Here is an 18,870-nt window from a genome sequence, read left to right on the forward strand (position 1 = left end):
TTCCAGGCGGAGGCGCACCACGAAGCCTGCCACCGGAAAAGCATGCCGAAAACCGGCCGCATTGTCAGCGGCATTGAAAGAAGTGAACCGCAGGGCCGGGGGTGAACGTTACTGACAGGTAGTTAGGGAATGGCAACTTACTGCCGGATCACGGCAGTTGGCCAACCGGCGGCCACACTAGCGGCGAGAGCGTTCTCTAGTCAATGCATCAAAAAAGACCTTCGCGGGCCGATCGACCACCCGGCGAGTTGCGGAAATGGCGCCGCCCGATACCGGGTCTTGACAGGGAACAATTCAGAGTTGAAAGTTCGGCGTGGGAATTCAGTCAGCTCTTTTGATCAAGACCGGGAAGAGGTTCTGGTTCTTCATGAAGGCTGCCGCCACAACTCCGTCGAAGGGCCCGGGCCCGCCACCGCTCGACCCGTCCTGGGTCGACGAAGTCCTCCTCAGGGGCGCCGGTGCCGAGCAGTGCCTGTTTTTCGACGCCCCGGTCAGCCGGGACGAGCTGCGCCGCCTGGTCGCGGCCCGGCAGGCCGAACTGTCCGCGGCCGGCCTCGGCCGGGGCGGCTCGGTCGCGCTGTGCCTGGCCCCCTCGCTGGCCCTGGTCACCAACCTGCTGGCCGCGTGGCGCCTCGGCGCACAGGCGTCCCTGCTCGACCACCGGCTCACCGCCTTCGAGACCGAGCAGGCGCTCGCCCGGCTGGACCCCCAGGTGGTCGTCTCCGCCGCGCAGCCGGTCGGCGCCGGGCCGGCCCGCGGGTTCTACGACCTGCGCGAGGTGGTCACCACCCGGGCGGGCCGCCCGGCCCGGACCCCGCACGCGGTGGTGCAGTTGAGCTCGGGATCCACCGGTCCATCGAAGATCATCGGGCGCACCGCGGCCGACCTGGTCGCCGAGATCGACCGCTACGCGCAGATCGACGGCGTGCCGCGGGCCGGCGAGCGGATCGTCTCGATGGCCTCGATGGTCCACGTCCTCGGCCTGGTCGGCGGACTGCTGCACTCCCTGCACGCCGGGGTGCGACTCGCCGTCCCGCAGCGGACCAGCGCGGAGGGCATCCTGGCCACGGTCGCCGCCGGGCCCGAACCGACCACCCTGCTCGGGGTGCCGTTCCACATCGAACTGCTCACCTGGGTCAGCCGACCGCCCCATCTGCCGCAGCTCACCGGCATGACCACCGGCGGCGAACTGGTCCGGGCCCAGGTCCACGACGCCTTCGTGGACCACTACGGCATCCGGCTCGGCAGCATGTACGGGATGACCGAGGTCGGCGTCATCGCCACCGACCTGTTCGGCAAGAACCGCCCCGAACTGACCCCGGCCCCCGGCATCACCCTGCGCGAGCAGGACGGCGAACTGCTGATCGCCCGGGAGCAGTCGCCCTACCTGGGCACCACGGACCCGTCCCGCTGGTCCGACGGCTGGCTGCACACCAGGGACGGCGGCACCGTCGACCCGGACAGCGGACTGGTCCGGGTCCTCGGGCGGCGCGACTCGCAGGTGTCGATCGGCGGCCTCAAGGTCGACCTCACCGAGGTCGAGCACACCCTGGCCGCCCTGCCCGAGGTGGCGGCGGCCGTCGTGGTCTTCGGCACCTCGATCGAGGCCTATGTGGTGCCGCGCGAAACCGGCGCGGACGCGCAGGTCGAGGCCCGGCTGACGGAGCAGCTGACCGAGCGGCTGGCCGCCTACAAACGGCCCCGGCTGCTGCATCTGGTCGATCAACTGCCGCGCACCGCCACCGGAAAACTGGTCCGCGACCGGACCGTCCTGCGTGACGCCGGCCAGCGCCCGAACCAACTACCCGAACAAGAACCGGCCAATCGGAAAGGGAGCCACCGCGATGTCCACTGAGGAGATCCGAGAGTTCGTGCTCGCGTCGCTGACCGAGATGAACTACGACATCACCGGCGTCGACGACGACACCCCGCTCGGTCCGGCCGGTGCCGACCTGGAGTCGCTCTCCCTCGCCGAACTGGGCGTCAGGGTCGAGGAGCGCTTCGGCGTCACCTTCGACGACGACGAGGCCGAACTGCTCGGCACCATGACGGTCGGCGAGTTCGGTGCGGCGGTGGCCGCCCGGATCCTGGCCACGCCGGCCGCGGGCCACTGAGCGTGTCGACGGAACCCCGACGCGCCGAGGTCGTCGCGATGCTCGCCGCCTTCGGCGACCGTACGCCCGAGCAGGTGCCGGAGGGCATCGACTCGATGGAACTGGCCTGGCTGGTCCACCAGATCGAAGAACAGCACGGCTACAGCGGCCGGTTCGACGACGACACCCTGGCCCGGATGACCACCGTCTCCGGGGTGCTCCAGGTGCTCGACGAACTCCGGCCGGAGGCACGGAACGAGGTGACCGCAGATGACTGAGACAGTGTCAGCAGCCCGCCGCGGAGCCGAATCCGTCGTGGTCACCGGGGCCGCCGTGCTCAGCGCCTTCGGCGAGGGCATCGAGCCGCTGCTGTCCGCCGCGCTCGACGGCACACCGGCCTTCGCGCCGGTGCGGCGCTTCGACGTCTCCGGCCGGCGGGTCGGCCAGGCCGCCGCGCACCCCGGCGACCCGGTGCTGGCAACCGAGTTGACCCGGATCATCGACCAGGCCTGCGACCGGGCCGGGCTGTCCGCCGCCCAACGCGCCGACTGCCCGCTGCACCTGGCCGTGCACGGCGACCCGGACCTGCCCCGGGCCGCCGAGACGGACCGCCCCGCCCACGGCGCGGACGCCTTCGCCGACGCGGTGGCCCGGCGCGGCGGACTGTCCGGCAGCGCCCGGGCCTACACCTCGGCCTGCGTGGCGTCCAGCACCGCGCTGGCCGACGCCGCCGCGGCGATCGCCCGGGGCCGGGCCGACCGGATCGTGGTGGCGGCCGGCTACCTGGTCGACGCCGACCAGTTCGCCGTGTTCGACGCCGGACGCGCCCTGGCCCGGGACGGACGGGTCCGCCCGTTCAGCGCCGAGCGCACCGGGCTGCTGCTGGGCGACGCGGTGGTCGCCGTGGTGGTGGAGTCCGCCGCGGCGGCGCGGGCCCGGCGGGCCGAACCGCTGGCCCGGGTGTCCGGCTGGGGCCGCGCGGGGGACGCCTACCATGTCGTCAAACCCCGGCCCGACGGCAGCGGTCTGGCCCGGGCGATCACCGACGCGCTGCAGCGCGGGCAGGTGCGGCCCGAGCAGGTCGGCTATGTCAACGCCCACGGTTCGGGCACCCCAGTCAGCGACACCGCCGAGGCCGCCGCCTTACAGCTGGCCCTCGGCGACAGCGCCGCGACCGTACCGGTCAGCTCCACCAAGTCGGTGCACGGCCAGGCGCTGGAGGCGGGGGCGCTGCTGGAACTGCTCGTCACCATGTCCGCGCTGCGGGCCGGAAGGCTCCCGGTCAACGCGGGCTACCTCGGCCCCGACCCCGGCTGCCCGCTCAACCTGGTCCTCGACCGGGCGGCGGACAGCAGCTCCGACTACGGCCTCAGCCTGACCATGGCCTTCGGCGGGGCGAACACGGCGCTGCTGGTCGGCACACCGTGACCGACACCATGATCGACGCACCGGCCGAGGCCGCATCCGACGCTGAAGCCGAGGGCACCGCCCTGGCCGCAGCCGCCACGGCGGCGGGGCTGCGGGTGCTCGCCTCGGCGGACTGGCCGGAGTCGGCAGCCGACCGCACCGCGCCCCCGATCGCCGGGTTCGTGGTGTCCTCGTTCAGCCCGCTCGCCGCCGAGGTGGCCCGCCGCTGCCTGACCCGGAGTCAGCCCGCCGGGCCGTCCGCGGACCGTCCGGTCACCGCGGTGGTCCTGGTCAGTCCGCTCGGCGACCTCGCCGGGGCGGTGCATGTGGCGGAGGCCGTCGACAGCGGCGGCCGGGTCGGACCGCTGCTGTTCTTCCAGGCCGTCCCCAATGCCGTGGCCGGCCATGTCGCCGCGCTGTGGCAGCTGACCGGACCGGTGGTGTGCGTCGGCGACACCCGCTCGGGACTGGAGGTGGCGGCCCTGCTGCTCGCCGACCGGGACGCCGACCGGGCGCTGCTGATCCGGGTGGACCAGGCCCACACCGCCGGCGCCGACGACCGCGCCGCCGCCGTCCTGCTGCACGACCCCGAGGGAGAACAGCTGTGACCGACGCACAACCCGGGACCGGCAGCCGCGCGGACGTGGTCGTCAGCGGGATGGGCCTGGTCACCCCGGTGGGCAGCACCGCCGCCGAGGTGATGGCGGCCATGTGCGAGGGCCGGTCCGGACTGAGCCGTCCCCCCGAAGGGCCGCTGACCGGATCGCTGGAGGTGGCCGCCTTCTCGCCGCCGATCGACCCCGCCTCGCTGCTCTCCGGCCCCGACAGCCGGGTGGTGGACCGCTACATCGTGCTGGCCATGCGGGCCGCGGCGGACGCGCTGGCCGACGCCGGCATCGAGGTCGGCCGCGATGTCGACCCCTACCGGATCGGGGTCATCCTGTCCGGGGCCGGAGGTCTGGCCACGCTGGAGGCCCAGGTCATCATCCGCACCCAGCGCGGCCGACTGGGCGTCAGTCCCTATCTGCTGCCCGGGATGCTGCCCAATATGAGCGCCGCCCGGGTCGCCATCCGGCACGGCATCCGCGGCTACAGCTCCTCCATCGGCACCGCCTGCGCGGCCGGGGCCCAGTCGATCGGGGAGGGCCTGCGGCTGCTGCGGGCCGACGAGGCCGACGTGGTGGTGGTCGGCTGCGGCGAGGCGCCGCTGTTCCCCACGCTGGCCGACACCTTCGGCAACGCCCGTGCGCTGGCCCGGGGTTGGGCCGACGATCCGACCGGCGCCAGCCGCCCGTTCGACCGCCGCAGGAACGGCCTGGTGCTGGGCGAGGGGGCCGGCGTGCTGGTCCTGGAGCGCGCCGAGCACGCGGACGCGCGTGGCGCGGCCGGGTACGCCGACGTGCTCGGCTGGGGCGCCACCAATGACGCGCACCACGCCACCACCCCGCGTCCCGACGGCGAGGGCGCCGCCGCCTGCATGCGCCGGGCGCTGGCCGACGCCCGGGTCGGGACCGAGGACATCGGCTACATCAACGCCCACGGCACCAGCACCAAACTCGGCGACCTGGCCGAGGTCACCGCGATCCGCAAGGTCTTCGGCGAGCAGCCCCCGCCGGTCAGCGCCACCAAGGCGGTCACCGGCCACATGCTCGGCGCCTCGGGGGTGGTGGAGTCCGCGGTCTCCATCCTGGCGCTGCGGCGCGGGCTGCTGCCGCCGACCCACAACCTCGACGATCCGGACCCGGCCTGCGAGCTCGACCACATCCGCAAGGCCCCGCGCCAGGCCCCGGAGATCAGCCACGTGCTGTCGAACTCGTTCGGGTTCGGCGGCCACAACATCAGTCTCGTCTACGGCCGGCCGAGCACTCGGCTGTCCCGTTCGACCTAGGAGCAGCGACAATGGACTTCCTCGGCGTCGATCATGTCGAGTTCTACGTGGGTGACGCGCGCCAGGCGGCGTTCGTCCTCTGTTCCGCGTTCGGCTTCCGCCTCTACGGGCAGGGCGGGCCCGAGACCGGCCTGCCCGGGCAGCGCAGCCTGCTGCTGGGCCAGGGCGACTGCCGGGTGCTGCTGACCTCGGGCCTGCAGCCGGACCACCCGGCCGTGGACTACGTCGCCCGGCACGGCGACGGTGTGGCGGTGATCGCCTTCGGCACCCCGGACGCCGCCGCCGCGTACCAGGGCGCGGTGGCCGGCGGCGCGACCGCGATCGAGGCGCCGCAGACCTTCGAGCGCGACGGCGCCTCGGTGGTGACGGCGACCGTCTCCGGGTTCGGCGACGTGGTGCACCGGCTGGTCCAACGGGAGGGCTCCGACCAGGAGTTCCTGCCCGGCGCGATCGAGATGCTGGAGCTGCCGCCGCCGACCGGTCCCGAACTGCTGCTGACCATCGACCACGCCGCGGTCTGCGTGCCGGACGGGCAGCTCGAAACCACCGTGGACTACTACCGCAAGGCCTTCGGCTTCCATCTGATCTTCGAGGAGTACATCGAGGTCGGCAAGCAGGGCATGTTCTCCCAGGTGGTGCAGAGCCAGGGCGGCGGCGTCACGCTGACGCTCATTCAGCCCGACCTGAGCCGCTCCCCCGGCCAGATCGACGACTTCCTGGCCTGGCACGACGGCCCCGGGGTCCAGCACCTGGCGCTGAGCAGCCGCGACATCATCGCCGCCGTCGACGCCCTCGGCGAGCGCGGCGTCGGGTTCGCCTCCACCCCGGACAGCTACTACACCGCCCTGGACCAGCGGCTCGGCCCGGTCGACCTGCCGGTGGACCGGCTGCGACCGCGCGGAATCCTGGTGGACCGGGACCACTGGGGCCAGATGTACCAGATCTTCGCCAAGTCCCTGCATGTGCGGCGGACCTTCTTCTGGGAGCTGATCGAGCGCCACGGCGCCCGCACCTTCGGCACCAGCAACATCCCCGCCCTCTACGAGGCCAAGGAAAGGGAACTCGCCACCGTGCGCCAGACAGTCCAGGCGGCTCTGCCCGTTCAGGCGGCCCACTCCACCGAGGCGGCCCGCTGATGACCACCACCCCGACCCGGAGCTTCACCCTCACCGAGCAGGAGCTCGCGCTGCTGCCGGACGACGACGACGTCGCCTTCTACGCCGAGCACGGCTGGTACCTGTCGAAGAAGCTGTTCACCGACCAGGAGGTCGACCGGCTGGTCGCCGCCAGCGAGGACTACTACGCCGGCGAGCGCAGCCGGACCCTGCCGGTGCGCCCGCCGCGGCTGGCCGCCTGGCAGCCCTCGGACGGACCGGTGCAGCGGCACAACGACTACGTGCACTACGAGAGCGACCCGCTGGCCGGGCTGCTGCGCAAGCCGCTGATCGGCGCGGTGGCGGCCCGGCTGGCCGGGGCGGCCGAGATCCGGGTGTTCCAGTCCACGCTGATCCTCAAGCCGGCCGTCAGCGGCGAGCCCAGCAACATCGTGCCCTGGCACTTCGACAAGCACTACTGGTCCACCTGCACCTCCGAGCGGATGCTGACCGCGTTCATCCCGTTCCACGACTGCGACGAGGAGATGGGCACCCTCACCGTCGTCGACGGCAGCCACCTGTGGAAGGAGACCGGCCGCGACGACTCGATGACCAAGCACTTCGCCGAGCGCGACAAGGCCGACCTGGAACGGGTGCTGGCCGAGAACGCCGCGTACAACGGGACCGAGATCCGCAAGGTGCCGCTGGTCATCCCGAAGGGCCACATGAGCTTCCACCACTGCCTGACCTACCACGGCAGCGGCCCCAACCGCAGTCCCCGGCCGCGCCGCGCGGTCTCGTTCCACCTCCAGGACGGCGGCAACGAGTACCGCAGGTTCGAGCTGAGCGACGGCGGCGTCGCCGCGTACAACCACGACGTGCTGGTCCGGCGGCTGCCGGACGGCCGCCCCGACTACGCGGACCCGGCGTTCTGCCCGGTGCTCTGGTCGGCCGACGGATCGGCCGACCATGGCTGACCCGGCCGGCCTCTACCGGACGGTCGCGCTGATCCGGGGGTTCGAGCAGCGGGCGGTGGAGCTGGTCCGCTCCGGCGTGATCCGCGGCGGCATCCACCCCTACACCGGCCAGGAGGCCATCGCCGCAGGCACCTGCGCGGCGCTGCGCCCGGACGACGTGATCACCAGCACCCACCGCGGCCACGGCCATGTGCTCGCCAAGGGCGCCGACCCGGCCCGGATGATGGCCGAACTGGCGGGCCGGACCACCGGGTTGAACCAGGGCCGGGGCGGCTCGATGCACGCCGCCGACTTCGGCGTGGGCGTGCTCGGGGCCGACGCCATCGTCGGCGCGGCCGTGCCGATCGCCACCGGCGCCGCCTGGACCTTCCGCCGGTCCGGCTCCGACCGGGTCGCGCTCGCCTACTTCGGCGACGGCGCGGTCAGCCAGGGCGTGGTGCTGGAGACCTTCAACCTGGCCGCGCTGTGGCGCGTCCCGGTGGTCCTGGTCTGCGAGAACAACGGCTTCGCCACCTCGATGCGGACTGCGGAGACGGTGGCCGGAACGATCCTCGGCCGGGCCGAGGCCTTCGGCATCCCGGCCGCCGCCGTGGACGGGATGGACCCCGAGGCGGTGCTCGACGCCACCGCCGGGGCGGTCGCCCGGGCCAGGTCCGGGGCCGGCCCGTCGCTGCTGGAGTGCGTCACCTACCGCTTCGACGCCCACCACACCTGGGAGCACACCGCGCGTCCCCGCTACCGGACCGAGGAGGAGGTCGCGATCGGCCGCTCCCGCGATCCGCTGGAGATCCAGGGCGCCCGGATCCCGGCGGCGGCCCGCGCCGCGATCGACGCGGAGGTCGAGGCCCTGCTCGACGACGCCGTGCGGTTCGCCCTGGCCGGACCGCACCCCGACCCGGCCGGCGCCCTGGACCACCTCTACGCCACCGGGATGCGGGCCAGGGCGGGGGCGCTCTGATGCCGAACCTCTCCTACCTCAAGGCCCTGAACCGCGCCATCGGCGACGAGATGGACCGCGACCCCGCCGTCTGCGTGTTCGGCGAGGACGTCGGCGTCGCCGTCACCCACGCCACCGCCGGGCTGCTCAAGCGCTTCGGCCCGGACCGGGTGCTGGACACGCCCATCTCCGAGCAGGCGTTCACCAGCTTCGCCACCGGCGCGGCGATGGCCGGGCTGCGCCCGCTGATCGAGTTCCAGATCCCGGCGCTGCTGTTCCTGGTGTTCGAGCAGATCGCCAACCAGGCGCACAAGTTCTCGCTGATGACGGGCGGTCAGACCCGGGTCCCGGTGACCTATCTGCTGCCGGGCTCGGGCTCCCGGGACAGCTGGGCCGGCCAGCACTCGGACCACCCGTACAGCCTGTTCGCCCACGTCGGCGTCAAGACCGTGGTGCCGGCCACCGCCGCGGACGCCTACGGGCTGCTGGCGACCGCGATCAGGGACGACGACCCGGTGGTGGTCTTCGCGCCCTCCGGGGCCCTCGGCGTCCGGGAGAACCTGGACTTCGCGCAGCTCGCGCCGATCCCGCTCGGGGTCGGCCGGATCCACCGCAGCGGCACCGACGTCACCGTGGTGGCGGTCGGCCACCTGGTCCACGACGCCCTCGCGGTGGCCGAGGAACTGGCCGGGACGGTCTCGGTCGAGGTCTTCGACCCGCGCACGCTGCACCCCTTCGACTGGTCCGGGCTGGCCGCGTCGCTGGAGCGCACCGGGCGGCTGGTCGTGGTCGACGACTCCAACCGCTCCTGCGGCATCGGCGGCGAGATCATCGCCACCGCGGCCGAGGAGATGCGGCTGATCGCACCGCCGCGACGGATCACCCGGCCGGACGGCGCCGTGCTGCCGTTCGCCCGGGAGCTCGACCTGGCCTGCCAGCCCACCCGGGCCCAACTGCGGGCGGCGGTCGAGAAAGTGGTCGGCGCCGGATGAGCGGCCGGTCGCCAGGACGAGATGGCACACAAAGGAGAGCGCAGTGACCAGCGGCAACATCAGAGCGAGACTGGCCGCCGACCCCGGCCTGGGCGCGGGCAACGTCCTGCCCAAACTGTTCGAGCACGGGGCCGACCCGGACGGTCCCGGCGCCGGCTTCGACGTCCCGGTCGACGGGTTCCCGGCCTGGCAGCAGCTGACCCTGGGTCAGCTCCGGGAGCGGGTGGCGGCCAGGGCGGCCTGGTGGCACGAGCAGGGCATCGGTCCGCGCGACCCGGTCGCCGTCTATGTGTCCAGCTCGGCCGACTGCCTGCTGAACTTCCTGGCCCTGACCTGGCTGGGCGCGATCCCGGCGCTGGTGAACCAGTACGTCCCCGGCGACATCGCCGCCGAGTACATCCGCCGGCTGCGCGGCGTCGGCCTGCTCACCGACCCCGAGCACCGCACCCGCCTGGCCGGCCAGGACCTCGGCCTGGCCGTGCACGGCGACACCGCCGCGACCGGCACCGGCGACCCGACCAAGGCGCCGCCGCCGTACCAGCACGACGGCGACGACCCGATCGCCATCACCCACTCCTCCGGCACCACCCGGATGCCCACCGCGGTGGTCCACTCGAACAACAGCCTGTTCGCGGCCACCCGGCTGTTCCGGCTGGCGGCGCCGCGCGCCCAGGGGGCCGCGCGGATCCTCAGCGCCCTGCCGTCCGCCCACGCGGCCGGCATCTCGGCGCTGAACCTGGCCCTGTGCAACCGCAGCGACCTGATGTTCCTGTCCACCCAGAACGACGGAGCGGCGGTGGTCGACGCCATCGAACGCTGGCAGCCGACCGGCGTCTTCGGCTTCGCCGCCACCTGGGCCCAGCTGGCCCGCTACGACCTGAGCACCCGTGACCTGAGCTCGGTGGCGCTGTGGTTCAACACCGGCGACTGCGCGCACGAACCGCACATCCGCAACCTGGTCGCGGCCGGCTCCCAGCAGACGGTGAGCCGCGAGGGCGTCCGGCGGATCCCCGGCTCCAGCTTCGTGGACGGCCTCGGCTCCACCGAGATGGGCCACTCCGCGTTCCACATCACCCACAGCGGCAGCACCGAGCGCTACGGCCGCTGCGTCGGCGTGCCGCACAGCTTCGCCCAGGTCGCCCTGCTGGACACGGCCACCGGCCGGGAGGTCCCGGTCGGCCAGGTCGGCCACTTCGGGCTGAAGGCGCCGACCCTGGCCCCCGGCTACTGGAACGACACCGGCGCCACCTACCGCACCCGGCTGAACGGCTACTACCTCACCGGCGACCTGCTGTACCGGGACGAGGAGGGCTACTACTTCCACGTCGACCGGGCGGTGGACGCGGTCGACCTCGGCGGCGGCGAGTGGCTCTACACCGCCATGTCCGAGGAGCGCATCCTGACCGCCTGCCCGGACGTCCACGACTGCACCGTGGTGTCGCTGGAGGTGGACGGCCGGGTGGTCACCGACGTGCTGCTCGCCCTGCACGGCAGCGCCGACCCGGACGCCGACCGCACCCCCGCGGTGCGTGCCGCGCTGACCGAGGCCGCGGCGGCGACACTGCGCCGGGTGGTCGTCATCTCCGAGGACGACCTGATCGTCGGCCCGACCGGCAAGGTGCGCAAGTTCCTGATGCGGCAGCGGCACCGGGCCGAGATGGCGGCGGTCTGAATGGACACCGATGACACGGGCGCGAGACCCGGCCCGGTCCCCGCCACCCTGGTCGCCGCCTCCCCGGTCCCCGTCCCGCCGAGCGCCATCCCCCCGGTCACCGAGCGGGTGCCGGTCGACTTCACCGGGGAAGGCGCCGGCGTCGACGAACTGTCCTGGGGCATGTGGGAGATCTGGCACGCGATGTCCGGCCAGAACAGCTCGCTGCCCATCGGCGGCCGGGTCCCGCTGCCCGAGGGCACCACCGTCGCCGACGTGGCGGAGGAACTGCGCTATCTGATGACCCGCTTCCCGTCCATGCGCACCCGGCTCAGGTTCGACGCCGAGGGCTGGCCCACCCAGCAGCTCTTCGGCTCCGGCCGGACCGCCCTGGAGGTCTACGACGCCGGCGACGCCGACCCGGACCAGCTCGCCCTGGCCATCGAACTGCGCTGGCGGGAGACCGACTTCGACTATGTGGACGAGTGGCCGGTGCGGATGGCCGTGGTGCGGCAGGACGGCCTGCCCAGCCACCTGGTCACCATCATGGACCACCTGGTCACCGACGCCCTCGGCGCGATGATGATGCTGCGCGAGGTGAAGGACCGGGTGACCACGCCGGTCACCGGCATGCAGCAGCTGGAGCAGGCCCGGTGGCAGCACTCCCCGGCGGGGCAGCGGCAGAACGACAAGGCGCTGCGGCACTGGGAGGGCATCCTCCGGACCATCCCGGCCGGCCGGTTCGCCGGCTCCGCCGACCCGCGCAGCCCGCGCCACTGGAGCGCCGACTTCCGCTCACCGGCCCTGACCGCCGCCCTGCCGGTGATCGCCGCGCGGACGGGCACCGACACCCCGACCGTCCTGCTGTCCCTGTACGCGGTCGCGCTGAACCGGATCACCGGCGTCAACCCGGTGGTGGTCCGACCCGTCGTCAACAACCGCTTCCGGCCCGCGCTGGCCGATGTGGTCTGCATGGTCGCCCAGGCCGGCATCTGCGTGCTGGACGTCGCGGACGCCACCGTGGACCAGGTGGTCGAGCGGGCCCGGCGCGGCACCATGTCCGCCTACAAGTACGCCTACTTCCACCCGGAGCACGTACGGCGACTGATCGCCCAGGTCTCCCGGGAGCGGGGCGAGGAGGTCGACGTGGCCTGCTTCTTCAACGACCGCAGCACCCACCGGAAGTCACCGGACGACCTGGCCCTGAGCGGTGACGAGCTGGACGAGGCGCTGCGCAAGGCCCAGGGCGACACCGTCTTCCGCTGGACCGCCCAGCGCGAGGACCCGATCGAGCGGCTCTTCGTCAGCGTCGACGACGCCCCCGACGGTCTGCTGATCGAGATCCACTTCGACACCCACTTCTTCTCCCCCGCCGACACCGAGGCACTGGCGCGGGGCATGGAGGCCATCGCCGTCGAGGCCGCGCTCGACCCGGCCCTTCCCACGGAGCCGGCCCGATGACCGCGCTGCTGGCGGTGGCCGGCTACCTGCCGCAGGACCGGGTGCCGATCGAGGACCTGGCCGAGCAGTTCGAGCTGTCCCCGATGCAGATGAAGATCTTCCGCCGCTACCACAAGCTCGGCCAGGTCGGCCGGGACCCGCAGGGCAGCCTGCTCGACCTGCTCCGCGGCGCGGTGGCCGGCCTGGACGCACTGCGCGGGCAGGAGCACCGGGTCCGCTACGTCCTGCACGCCCGGACCTTCCCCACGGTCGTGCCCTATCCGCACAACCCGGTCCACGAACTGTGCCAGGAGCTGGGCCTCGACCGCGCGACCGTGTTCGCCGTCGGCCACCATGCCTGCGCGTCCGGACTGTTGGCGATCGACGCGGCCGGGCGGCTGCTGGACGCCGACGGCGACCCGGACGGCCTGGCGCTGGTGCTGGCCGGGGAGAAGGCGTTCACCCCCGAGGCCCGGATGGTCCCGGACACCTCGTTCTTCGGCGAGGGCGCCTCGGCCTGCCTGGTCGCCCCGGCCGGGGAGCGCGACCGGCTGCTCTCCTACGCCGCGGACCTGCGGGGCGAGTTCGACACCGACGAGGAGGAGGCCGCCCTGGAGTTCCAGCGCATCTACGCCGACGCGCTGGCCGAGGCGATCCAAGCCGCCGTCGCCGGGGCCGGACTGACCATGGACGCGGTCAGTCTGATCCTGCCGCACAACGTCAACCACGTGGCCTGGCACCAGGTCTGCCGGACCCTCGACTACCCGCGCGAGCGCGTGGTCCTGGACAACGTGGCGACCGCGGGCCATGTCTTCTGCGCCGACACCTTCGTCAACTACCGCACGGCGCAGGAGCGGGGGCTGCTGCGTCCGGGCGAACCGTATGTGATGGCCGCCGCCGGCGCCGGACGCGGCGCCACCTTCTCGGCCATGGCCCTCCGGCACTGAACCGCGCTGACGCAACTGAACACCCACTGAAGGGAACCACGATGACGGAGCGGGACACCGCCCTTGCCGCGATCGACCCGGCCCTGCGCGAGCAGCTGGTCGACAGCATCTGTGCCCTGCTGCCCCACGTCCTGAAGCGCGAGGTGACCGGGGCCACCGCCGACACCACGCTGATGGAGGCCCTCGGGATGAGCTCGACCACCGGGCTCGAACTCGTCCTGGAACTGGAGGAACGGCTCGAACTGGAGATCAGCGTTGAGGACTTGGGCCGCGACGACTTCGGCACGGTCGGCTCGCTGGCCGACTACGTCGCCGGAAACCTGCTCCCGGAGGCCTGACTGTGCGCAGCTTCGTGCCCGGCCGCGCCGGAACCGGGGTCCCCGACGGCTGGGGCATCCGCCGGGCCGTGCGGCTGGCCTTCCCGGATCCGGCCGCCCTGGTGGGCGACACCGTCCACACCGAGCGGCTGCGGGTCTACCTGACCGACCTGCTGCGCCCGTACGGGCTCGGCCTCGACCCGGGCGCGCTGGAGCGCGGCGGCCAGTCGTACGGGGAGATGGCCGAGGCGCTGATTCAACTCGCAGTGCCCGAGGGCGAGTCGGTGGACCTGCTGGTGCTCGCGTACTCCGTCCCCGACATCACCCCCGGCCGGGCCACCACGACCTATCTGAGCCATGTCTGCCCCGGCGGCCCGATGGCGTTCGCGGTCAGCGACCAGGGTTGCGCGGGGGCCTTCACCGCGCTGCGGCTGATCCGCGCGTACGCCGGGGGCGGCGGGCTCGGACGGGCACTGCTGCTGGTGGTGGAGCAGGACTCGCTGCCCTACGACCCCGGGGTCCCGGTCGCGGTCCCGGCCGGCAACACCGGCGTGGCGCTGCTGTTCGGCGAGCCGGCCCCGGGCGAACGGGTGGCCCGGCTCGGCCCGGTGGCCACCCACGCCCTGCCCTCCGAGGCGGCGATCGACGCCGAATTGGGCGCGTTCGCCGGGTTCGGCGAGGCGTCGGAGCCGGTGACCGCCATCCTCGGGGCCACCCTCCCGGCCCAGTCCTCGGCGCTGGACGGGGTGAAGCAGCTGACGGTCGCCGCCGCGGGGCAGCCCGGCACCGGGGTGTGGTGGGAACTGGCCGACGAGCTGGCCGATCCGGCCGCCGAGCCCCGACGCCTGCTGCTGGCCGACTACGACCCCGGGCTGCGCTACCTCTCGCTGGCCGCGATCGGGGTCGGCGCCGAGTCCGGCGCCGAGGCCGAGGTCCGGGTGGGCGGGCCGCTGCGATGACCGCCCCCGTGCTCCCGCCCCCGGTCTGCGTCGAGGACTACCGGCGCCTGGCCCGGCTGCGACTCGACCAGGACGTCTGGGACTTCATCGAGGGCGGAGCCGAGACCGAACGCACCCTCGGCGCCAACCGGCGTGCCTTCGAACGGGTCACCCTGCGGCCCCGGGTCCTGGTCGACGTCTCCCACTGCGACACACGCACCGAACTCCTCGGCGCCCCACTCGCCACACCGGTGGGCATCGCGCCGACCGCCTACCACCGGCTGGCCCACCCCGAGGGCGAGGTCGCCACCGCCCTCGGCGCCGGGACGGCCGGGGCGCTCTACGTGGTCAGCATCTTCGCCAGCCGCACCCTGGAGGACATCGCCGCCGCGGCCACCGGGCCGCTCTGGCTCCAGCTCTACTGGCTGCGCCGCCGCGAGGTGCTGGCCGCCCTGGTCGACCGGGCCGCCGCCGCGGGCTTCCGGGCGCTGGTGCTGACCGTGGACGCGCCGCGGCTGGGCCGCCGCCACCGGGACGCCCGCAACGGCTTCGCCATCGGCTCCGGCATCTCCGCCGTCAACCTCGACGCCGCGCTGATGGCCTCGGCCCACCGCGCCGACCCCGGCCGCTCCGCGCTGGCCGTGCACACCGCGGAAGCTGTCGATCCGTCAGTGACCTGGTCCGATCTGGCCTGGCTGCGGGCCCGGAGCAGTCTGCCGCTGGTGCTCAAGGGCATCCTCACCGCGGAGGACGCCCTCCTGGCCGTGGAGCACGGCGCCGACGCCATCGTGGTCTCCAACCACGGCGGCAGGCAGCTCGACGGCGCGACCGCCAGCCTGGACGCGCTGGCCGAGGTGGTGGACGCGGTCGGGGCCGACTGCCCGGTGCTCTTCGACGGCGGGGTGCGCGGCGGCACCGAGGTGTTCGCCGCACTCGCGCTGGGGGCCCGCAGCGTCCTGCTGGGCCGACCGGTGCTGTGGGGGCTGGCCGCGGCCGGCGCCGCCGGGGTGGCCGGCGTACTGGAGCTGGCGACCGAGGAACTGGCCCACACCATGGCACTCACCGGCCGTCCCGGGCTGGCGGCGGTCGACAGGTCCGCAGTGGTTCTCAGGAAGGGACTGTGACGGTGGAACTGGCCCGCGAGGCGCTGCACGAGTCGGTGTCCGACCCGGCGTCGGCGTCGATGAACTTCCTCAACGAGGTCTCCGCCCGGTTCCCGGACGCCGTCTCGCTCGCGGCGGGACGCCCGTACGAGGGCTTCCACACCACCGACGACCTGGACCGCTACCTCAAGACCTACCTCGCCCACCTGGAGGAGCTCGGCCTCAGCCACGAACAGCGGCAGCGCCAGCTGCTGCAGTACGGCCGGACCAACGGCACCATCGGCGCGCTGATCGCCCGGATGCTCGCCGTGGACGAGGGGATCGAGGTGCCGGAGCAGGCGGTGATGGTCACCGCGGGCTGCCAGGAGGCCATGGTCATCGCCCTGCGCGGGCTCTGCGCCGGGCCCGACGACGTGGTGCTGGCCGTCGAGCCCTGCTATGTCGGGCTCACCGGGGCGGCCCGGCTGCTCGGCGTGGAGGTCGTTCCGGTGCCCGAGTCGGCCGACGGGCTGGACCCGGAGACGGTCCTGGAGGTGGCCCGCGCCGTCCGGGCGAGCGGACGGCGTCCGCGGGCCCTCTACCTGGTGCCGAGCTTCGCCAACCCGTCCGGGGCCTCGATGCCGGTGCCGGCCCGGCGCCGACTGCTCGACGTGGCCGCGGAGGCCGACCTGCTGATCCTGGAGGACGACCCCTACGGCCTGTTCGGCCTCGACGACGAGCCCCGGCCCGCGCTCAAGGCGCTGGACACCCGGCAACGGGTGATCTACCTCGGCTCCTTCGCCAAGTCCTGCTTCCCCGGCGCCCGGGTGGGGTTCCTGGTCGCCGACCAGACCGTGGTCGACGCGGACGGGCGGCGGTCCCTGCTGGCGGAGGAGCTCTCCACGGTCAAGAGCCTGCTCACGGTGAACACCTCGCCGGTCGCCCAGGCCCTGATCGGCGGCTTCCTGATCGAGGCCGACTACAGCCTGCGGGCCGCCGGACAGCAGAAGATCCGGTTCTACCGCAACAATCTGCGCACCCTGCTGGCCGCGCTGGAGCGCTGCTTCGCCGACCACCCCCGGGTCCGCTGGAACGCGCCCGACGGCGGCTTCTTCGCCGTGGTCGACGTGCCGCTGACCGCGGACGCCGAGCTGCTGGAGGTCTCCGGGCGCGACTACGGGGTGCTGTGGACCCCGATGAGCTTCTTCTACAGCAACGGCGGAGGACGCCGTTCGATCCGGCTGTCCTGCAGCGCGCTGGCACCGGAGCAGATCGAGGAGGGCGTGCGCCGCCTGGCCGCGCTGGTCCGCGACCGCTCGGAGCCCGAACCGGCGGTGGCCCGGTGACCGGGTCCGACGGCGTCGCGGACGCCGTCCAGGTGTGGCTGGTGCCCGACCAGCGGTCCGAGGCGACGCTGACGGACCTGCTGGCCGTGCTGGACGCCGAGGAACGGCGCCGCGCCGACGCCTACCGCTCGGCCGACGACCGCCGCCGGTTCATCGTCGCCCACGGCGCCGTCCGACACATCGTCAGCCGCTGCCTCGGCGCCCCGGCCGAGGAGCTCCGCTGGCAGCGCGGGCCGCACGGCAAACCCGAACTGACCGGCCGTTGGACCGGGACGCAGGTCAACCTGTCCCACTCGGACGAGGTCAGCATGGTCGCGGTCAGCACCACGCGGCGGGTCGGCGTGGACGTCCAGCGGGTGCTGCCCCGGGTGGACGCCACCGCCATGGCCAACCGCTACTTCCCGCCCGAGGAGATCCGTCTGATCCGCGCGGCGCCGGACGCCGAGAGCCGGGCCGACCGCTTCGCCCGGCTCTGGGCCCGTAAGGAAGCCCTGGTCAAAGCACACGGCGGCCGACTGACCCAGGGGCTGCGGATCCCGGTGCACACCCCCGGCAGGGTGCCGGGCGGCCCCGACGCCGCCTGGTCCCGCGGCTACCGCATCACGGACGTGCCCGCGCCGCGCGGCTACCGGGCGGCCGTCGCCCTGGCCGGGCCGGGGGGCTACCGGGTGGTCTGGCGCCGCTGGACCTGGCCCGGCCCGGCAGCCGGCGGCCGAACCGGCTGACGGCCGCCCGGACCTGACGAACGACCACCCCGACGGAGGAACACGGCATGCCCCTCGATCCACAGATCCAGGCCCTGCGGGAGCAGCGCGCCGGGAGCGGCGCGGCCCCGCTCTACACCCTCTCGGTGGACCGGGCCCGGGCCGCCGATCTGGCCTCGATCCAGGCGGCGGCCGGAAAGCCGCCCCATGTGTACGAGGTCGTCGACCGGTTCCTGCCAGGACCCGACGGCGAGCTGCCGGTCCGGATCTACCGGCCCAGCGACGAGCGACCGCTGCCCGCGCTGCTCTACTACTTCGGCGGCGGATGGACCCTCGGCAGCATCGACACCGCCGACGTGCTCTGCCGCACCCTGGCCCAGGAGGTCGGCTGCCTGGTCGTCACCGTGGGCTACCGGCTGGCCCCCGAGCACCCCTTCCCGGCCGCCGTGCAGGACTGCCACGCCGCTCTGCGCTGGGTCGCCGACAACGCCGGGGAACTCGGCGCGGACCCTGCCCGGATCGCCGTCGGCGGCGACAGCGCCGGGGGCAACCTGGCGGCTGCGGTGACCCTGCTCGCCCGTGCGGAGGGCGACCTCGAACTGGTCGGCCAACTGCTGGTGTACCCCAACACCGACCAGCTGGCCGACGACCGGTCGATGCACGACAACGCCGACCCCTGGCTGTTCAACCACCACTCGGTGGCCTGGTACATCCGGCACTACCTGGCCAAGCCGGAGGACGCCGCCGACCCGCTGGCCTCGCCGCTGCGGGCGACCGACCTCGGCGGACTGCCTCCGGCCCTGGTCATCACCGCCGAGTACGACCCGCTGCGCGACCAGGGCGAGGCCTACGCCGAGCGGCTGACGGCGGCCGGAGTGCCGGTGGAGCTCAGCCGCTACCCCGGCATGGCGCACGGGTTCTTCGCCATGGCCGGCACCGTCGACGCCGCCCGGACCGCCAACCTCCAGGCAGCGCGCTACCTGCGGGAACGCTTCCAGTCGGACTGACCGCCCGCCCCGTCCACTCCCCTGCTCGTCGCTCCCCCACACCTCACGGA

Annotated in this window: 19 protein-coding genes; all 19 read left to right on the forward strand. The window is 73.4% G+C overall.

Translation table 11 applies throughout. From position 1 onward, the window contains the following. Window positions 1-367 precede the first annotated feature (367 nt). Genes ACEZDG_RS30260 through ACEZDG_RS30350 form a run of 19 tightly spaced genes read left to right on the forward strand, consistent with a single transcriptional unit; the run spans window position 368 to window position 18,820 of the window. The gene (locus ACEZDG_RS30260) at window positions 368-1,855 is read left to right on the forward strand and encodes a class I adenylate-forming enzyme family protein (RefSeq protein ID WP_380515608.1); all 1,488 of its coding nucleotides are present in this window, start codon (window positions 368-370) and stop codon (window positions 1,853-1,855) included. Continuing rightward, window positions 1,845-2,114 (forward strand): acyl carrier protein, encoded by a 270-nt coding sequence (locus ACEZDG_RS30265; RefSeq protein WP_380515610.1) that lies wholly within the window; start codon window positions 1,845-1,847, stop codon window positions 2,112-2,114. Before ACEZDG_RS30260 ends, ACEZDG_RS30265 begins: the two co-directional genes overlap by 11 nt. A gap of 2 nt (window positions 2,115-2,116) precedes the next feature. After that, complete coding sequence (locus ACEZDG_RS30270) at window positions 2,117-2,371, forward strand: acyl carrier protein (protein WP_380515613.1); 255 nt, start codon at window positions 2,117-2,119, stop codon at window positions 2,369-2,371. Beyond that, on the forward strand, window positions 2,364-3,521 hold the full coding sequence (locus tag ACEZDG_RS30275) for a beta-ketoacyl synthase N-terminal-like domain-containing protein (RefSeq protein ID WP_380515615.1): 1,158 nt from the start codon (window positions 2,364-2,366) through the stop codon (window positions 3,519-3,521). The genes ACEZDG_RS30270 and ACEZDG_RS30275 overlap by 8 nt, the downstream gene beginning before the upstream one ends. Further along, window positions 3,518-4,108 (forward strand): hypothetical protein, encoded by a 591-nt coding sequence (locus ACEZDG_RS30280; RefSeq protein WP_380515617.1) that lies wholly within the window; start codon window positions 3,518-3,520, stop codon window positions 4,106-4,108. The genes ACEZDG_RS30275 and ACEZDG_RS30280 overlap by 4 nt, the downstream gene beginning before the upstream one ends. Next, the gene (locus ACEZDG_RS30285) at window positions 4,105-5,388 is read left to right on the forward strand and encodes a beta-ketoacyl-[acyl-carrier-protein] synthase family protein (protein WP_380515620.1); all 1,284 of its coding nucleotides are present in this window, start codon (window positions 4,105-4,107) and stop codon (window positions 5,386-5,388) included. Before ACEZDG_RS30280 ends, ACEZDG_RS30285 begins: the two co-directional genes overlap by 4 nt. A gap of 11 nt (window positions 5,389-5,399) precedes the next feature. Further along, complete coding sequence (gene hppD, locus ACEZDG_RS30290) at window positions 5,400-6,524, forward strand: 4-hydroxyphenylpyruvate dioxygenase (RefSeq protein ID WP_380515623.1); 1,125 nt, start codon at window positions 5,400-5,402, stop codon at window positions 6,522-6,524. Then, on the forward strand, window positions 6,524-7,459 hold the full coding sequence (locus tag ACEZDG_RS30295) for a phytanoyl-CoA dioxygenase family protein (protein WP_380515626.1): 936 nt from the start codon (window positions 6,524-6,526) through the stop codon (window positions 7,457-7,459). Before hppD ends, ACEZDG_RS30295 begins: the two co-directional genes overlap by 1 nt. Beyond that, window positions 7,452-8,417, forward strand: coding sequence for a thiamine pyrophosphate-dependent dehydrogenase E1 component subunit alpha (locus tag ACEZDG_RS30300; RefSeq protein WP_380515628.1), 966 nt, complete (start codon window positions 7,452-7,454; stop codon window positions 8,415-8,417). Before ACEZDG_RS30295 ends, ACEZDG_RS30300 begins: the two co-directional genes overlap by 8 nt. Beyond that, window positions 8,417-9,388, forward strand: coding sequence for an alpha-ketoacid dehydrogenase subunit beta (locus ACEZDG_RS30305; RefSeq protein ID WP_380515631.1), 972 nt, complete (start codon window positions 8,417-8,419; stop codon window positions 9,386-9,388). Before ACEZDG_RS30300 ends, ACEZDG_RS30305 begins: the two co-directional genes overlap by 1 nt. A 43-nt stretch (window positions 9,389-9,431) precedes the next feature. Further along, window positions 9,432-11,060, forward strand: coding sequence for a class I adenylate-forming enzyme family protein (locus tag ACEZDG_RS30310; RefSeq protein ID WP_380515633.1), 1,629 nt, complete (start codon window positions 9,432-9,434; stop codon window positions 11,058-11,060). Then, entirely contained in the window at window positions 11,061-12,500 is a 1,440-nt protein-coding gene (locus ACEZDG_RS30315; protein ID WP_380515635.1) for a condensation domain-containing protein, read from the forward strand. After that, window positions 12,497-13,426 carry a 3-oxoacyl-[acyl-carrier-protein] synthase III C-terminal domain-containing protein gene (locus tag ACEZDG_RS30320; protein WP_380515638.1) on the forward strand — a complete coding sequence of 310 codons (930 nt, stop codon included), beginning with the start codon at window positions 12,497-12,499 and terminating at the stop codon, window positions 13,424-13,426. Before ACEZDG_RS30315 ends, ACEZDG_RS30320 begins: the two co-directional genes overlap by 4 nt. Before the next feature lie 41 nt (window positions 13,427-13,467). Continuing rightward, the gene (locus ACEZDG_RS30325) at window positions 13,468-13,764 is read left to right on the forward strand and encodes a phosphopantetheine-binding protein (protein ID WP_380515640.1); all 297 of its coding nucleotides are present in this window, start codon (window positions 13,468-13,470) and stop codon (window positions 13,762-13,764) included. A gap of 2 nt (window positions 13,765-13,766) precedes the next feature. Further along, a complete protein-coding gene (locus tag ACEZDG_RS30330; protein WP_380515643.1) occupies window positions 13,767-14,702 on the forward strand; it encodes a hypothetical protein in 936 nt (311 codons plus the stop codon). Next, a complete protein-coding gene (locus tag ACEZDG_RS30335) occupies window positions 14,699-15,805 on the forward strand; it encodes an alpha-hydroxy acid oxidase (protein ID WP_380515645.1) in 1,107 nt (368 codons plus the stop codon). The genes ACEZDG_RS30330 and ACEZDG_RS30335 overlap by 4 nt, the downstream gene beginning before the upstream one ends. Beyond that, window positions 15,802-17,109: an aminotransferase-like domain-containing protein gene (locus tag ACEZDG_RS30340; RefSeq protein WP_380515648.1), complete on the forward strand. Its 1,308-nt coding sequence runs from the start codon at window positions 15,802-15,804 to the stop codon at window positions 17,107-17,109. Before ACEZDG_RS30335 ends, ACEZDG_RS30340 begins: the two co-directional genes overlap by 4 nt. Continuing rightward, entirely contained in the window at window positions 17,106-17,834 is a 729-nt protein-coding gene (locus tag ACEZDG_RS30345) for a 4'-phosphopantetheinyl transferase family protein (RefSeq protein WP_380515651.1), read from the forward strand. Before ACEZDG_RS30340 ends, ACEZDG_RS30345 begins: the two co-directional genes overlap by 4 nt. Before the next feature lie 47 nt (window positions 17,835-17,881). Further along, the gene (locus tag ACEZDG_RS30350) at window positions 17,882-18,820 is read left to right on the forward strand and encodes an alpha/beta hydrolase (RefSeq protein WP_380515654.1); all 939 of its coding nucleotides are present in this window, start codon (window positions 17,882-17,884) and stop codon (window positions 18,818-18,820) included. Window positions 18,821-18,870: the final 50 nt, after the last annotated feature.

It is taken from the genome of Streptacidiphilus alkalitolerans, from assembly GCF_042511045.1.
In the GTDB taxonomy this organism is placed as follows: Bacteria; Actinomycetota; Actinomycetes; order Streptomycetales; family Streptomycetaceae; genus Streptacidiphilus; species Streptacidiphilus alkalitolerans.

What these genes read in the sequence shown, in the direction of transcription:
- ACEZDG_RS30260 (WP_380515608.1), top strand. Translation starts at nt 368, where the DNA reads ATGAAGGCTGCCGCCACAACTCCGTCGAAGGGCCCGGGCCCGCCACCG.
- ACEZDG_RS30265 (WP_380515610.1), top strand. Translation starts at nt 1,845, where the DNA reads ATGTCCACTGAGGAGATCCGAGAGTTCGTGCTCGCGTCGCTGACCGAG.
- ACEZDG_RS30275 (WP_380515615.1), top strand. Translation starts at nt 2,364, where the DNA reads ATGACTGAGACAGTGTCAGCAGCCCGCCGCGGAGCCGAATCCGTCGTG.
- hppD (WP_380515623.1), top strand. Translation starts at nt 5,400, where the DNA reads ATGGACTTCCTCGGCGTCGATCATGTCGAGTTCTACGTGGGTGACGCG.
- ACEZDG_RS30295 (WP_380515626.1), top strand. Translation starts at nt 6,524, where the DNA reads ATGACCACCACCCCGACCCGGAGCTTCACCCTCACCGAGCAGGAGCTC.
- ACEZDG_RS30300 (WP_380515628.1), top strand. Translation starts at nt 7,452, where the DNA reads ATGGCTGACCCGGCCGGCCTCTACCGGACGGTCGCGCTGATCCGGGGG.
- ACEZDG_RS30305 (WP_380515631.1), top strand. Translation starts at nt 8,417, where the DNA reads ATGCCGAACCTCTCCTACCTCAAGGCCCTGAACCGCGCCATCGGCGAC.
- ACEZDG_RS30315 (WP_380515635.1), top strand. Translation starts at nt 11,061, where the DNA reads ATGGACACCGATGACACGGGCGCGAGACCCGGCCCGGTCCCCGCCACC.
- ACEZDG_RS30320 (WP_380515638.1), top strand. Translation starts at nt 12,497, where the DNA reads ATGACCGCGCTGCTGGCGGTGGCCGGCTACCTGCCGCAGGACCGGGTG.
- ACEZDG_RS30325 (WP_380515640.1), top strand. Translation starts at nt 13,468, where the DNA reads ATGACGGAGCGGGACACCGCCCTTGCCGCGATCGACCCGGCCCTGCGC.
- ACEZDG_RS30335 (WP_380515645.1), top strand. Translation starts at nt 14,699, where the DNA reads ATGACCGCCCCCGTGCTCCCGCCCCCGGTCTGCGTCGAGGACTACCGG.
- ACEZDG_RS30350 (WP_380515654.1), top strand. Translation starts at nt 17,882, where the DNA reads ATGCCCCTCGATCCACAGATCCAGGCCCTGCGGGAGCAGCGCGCCGGG.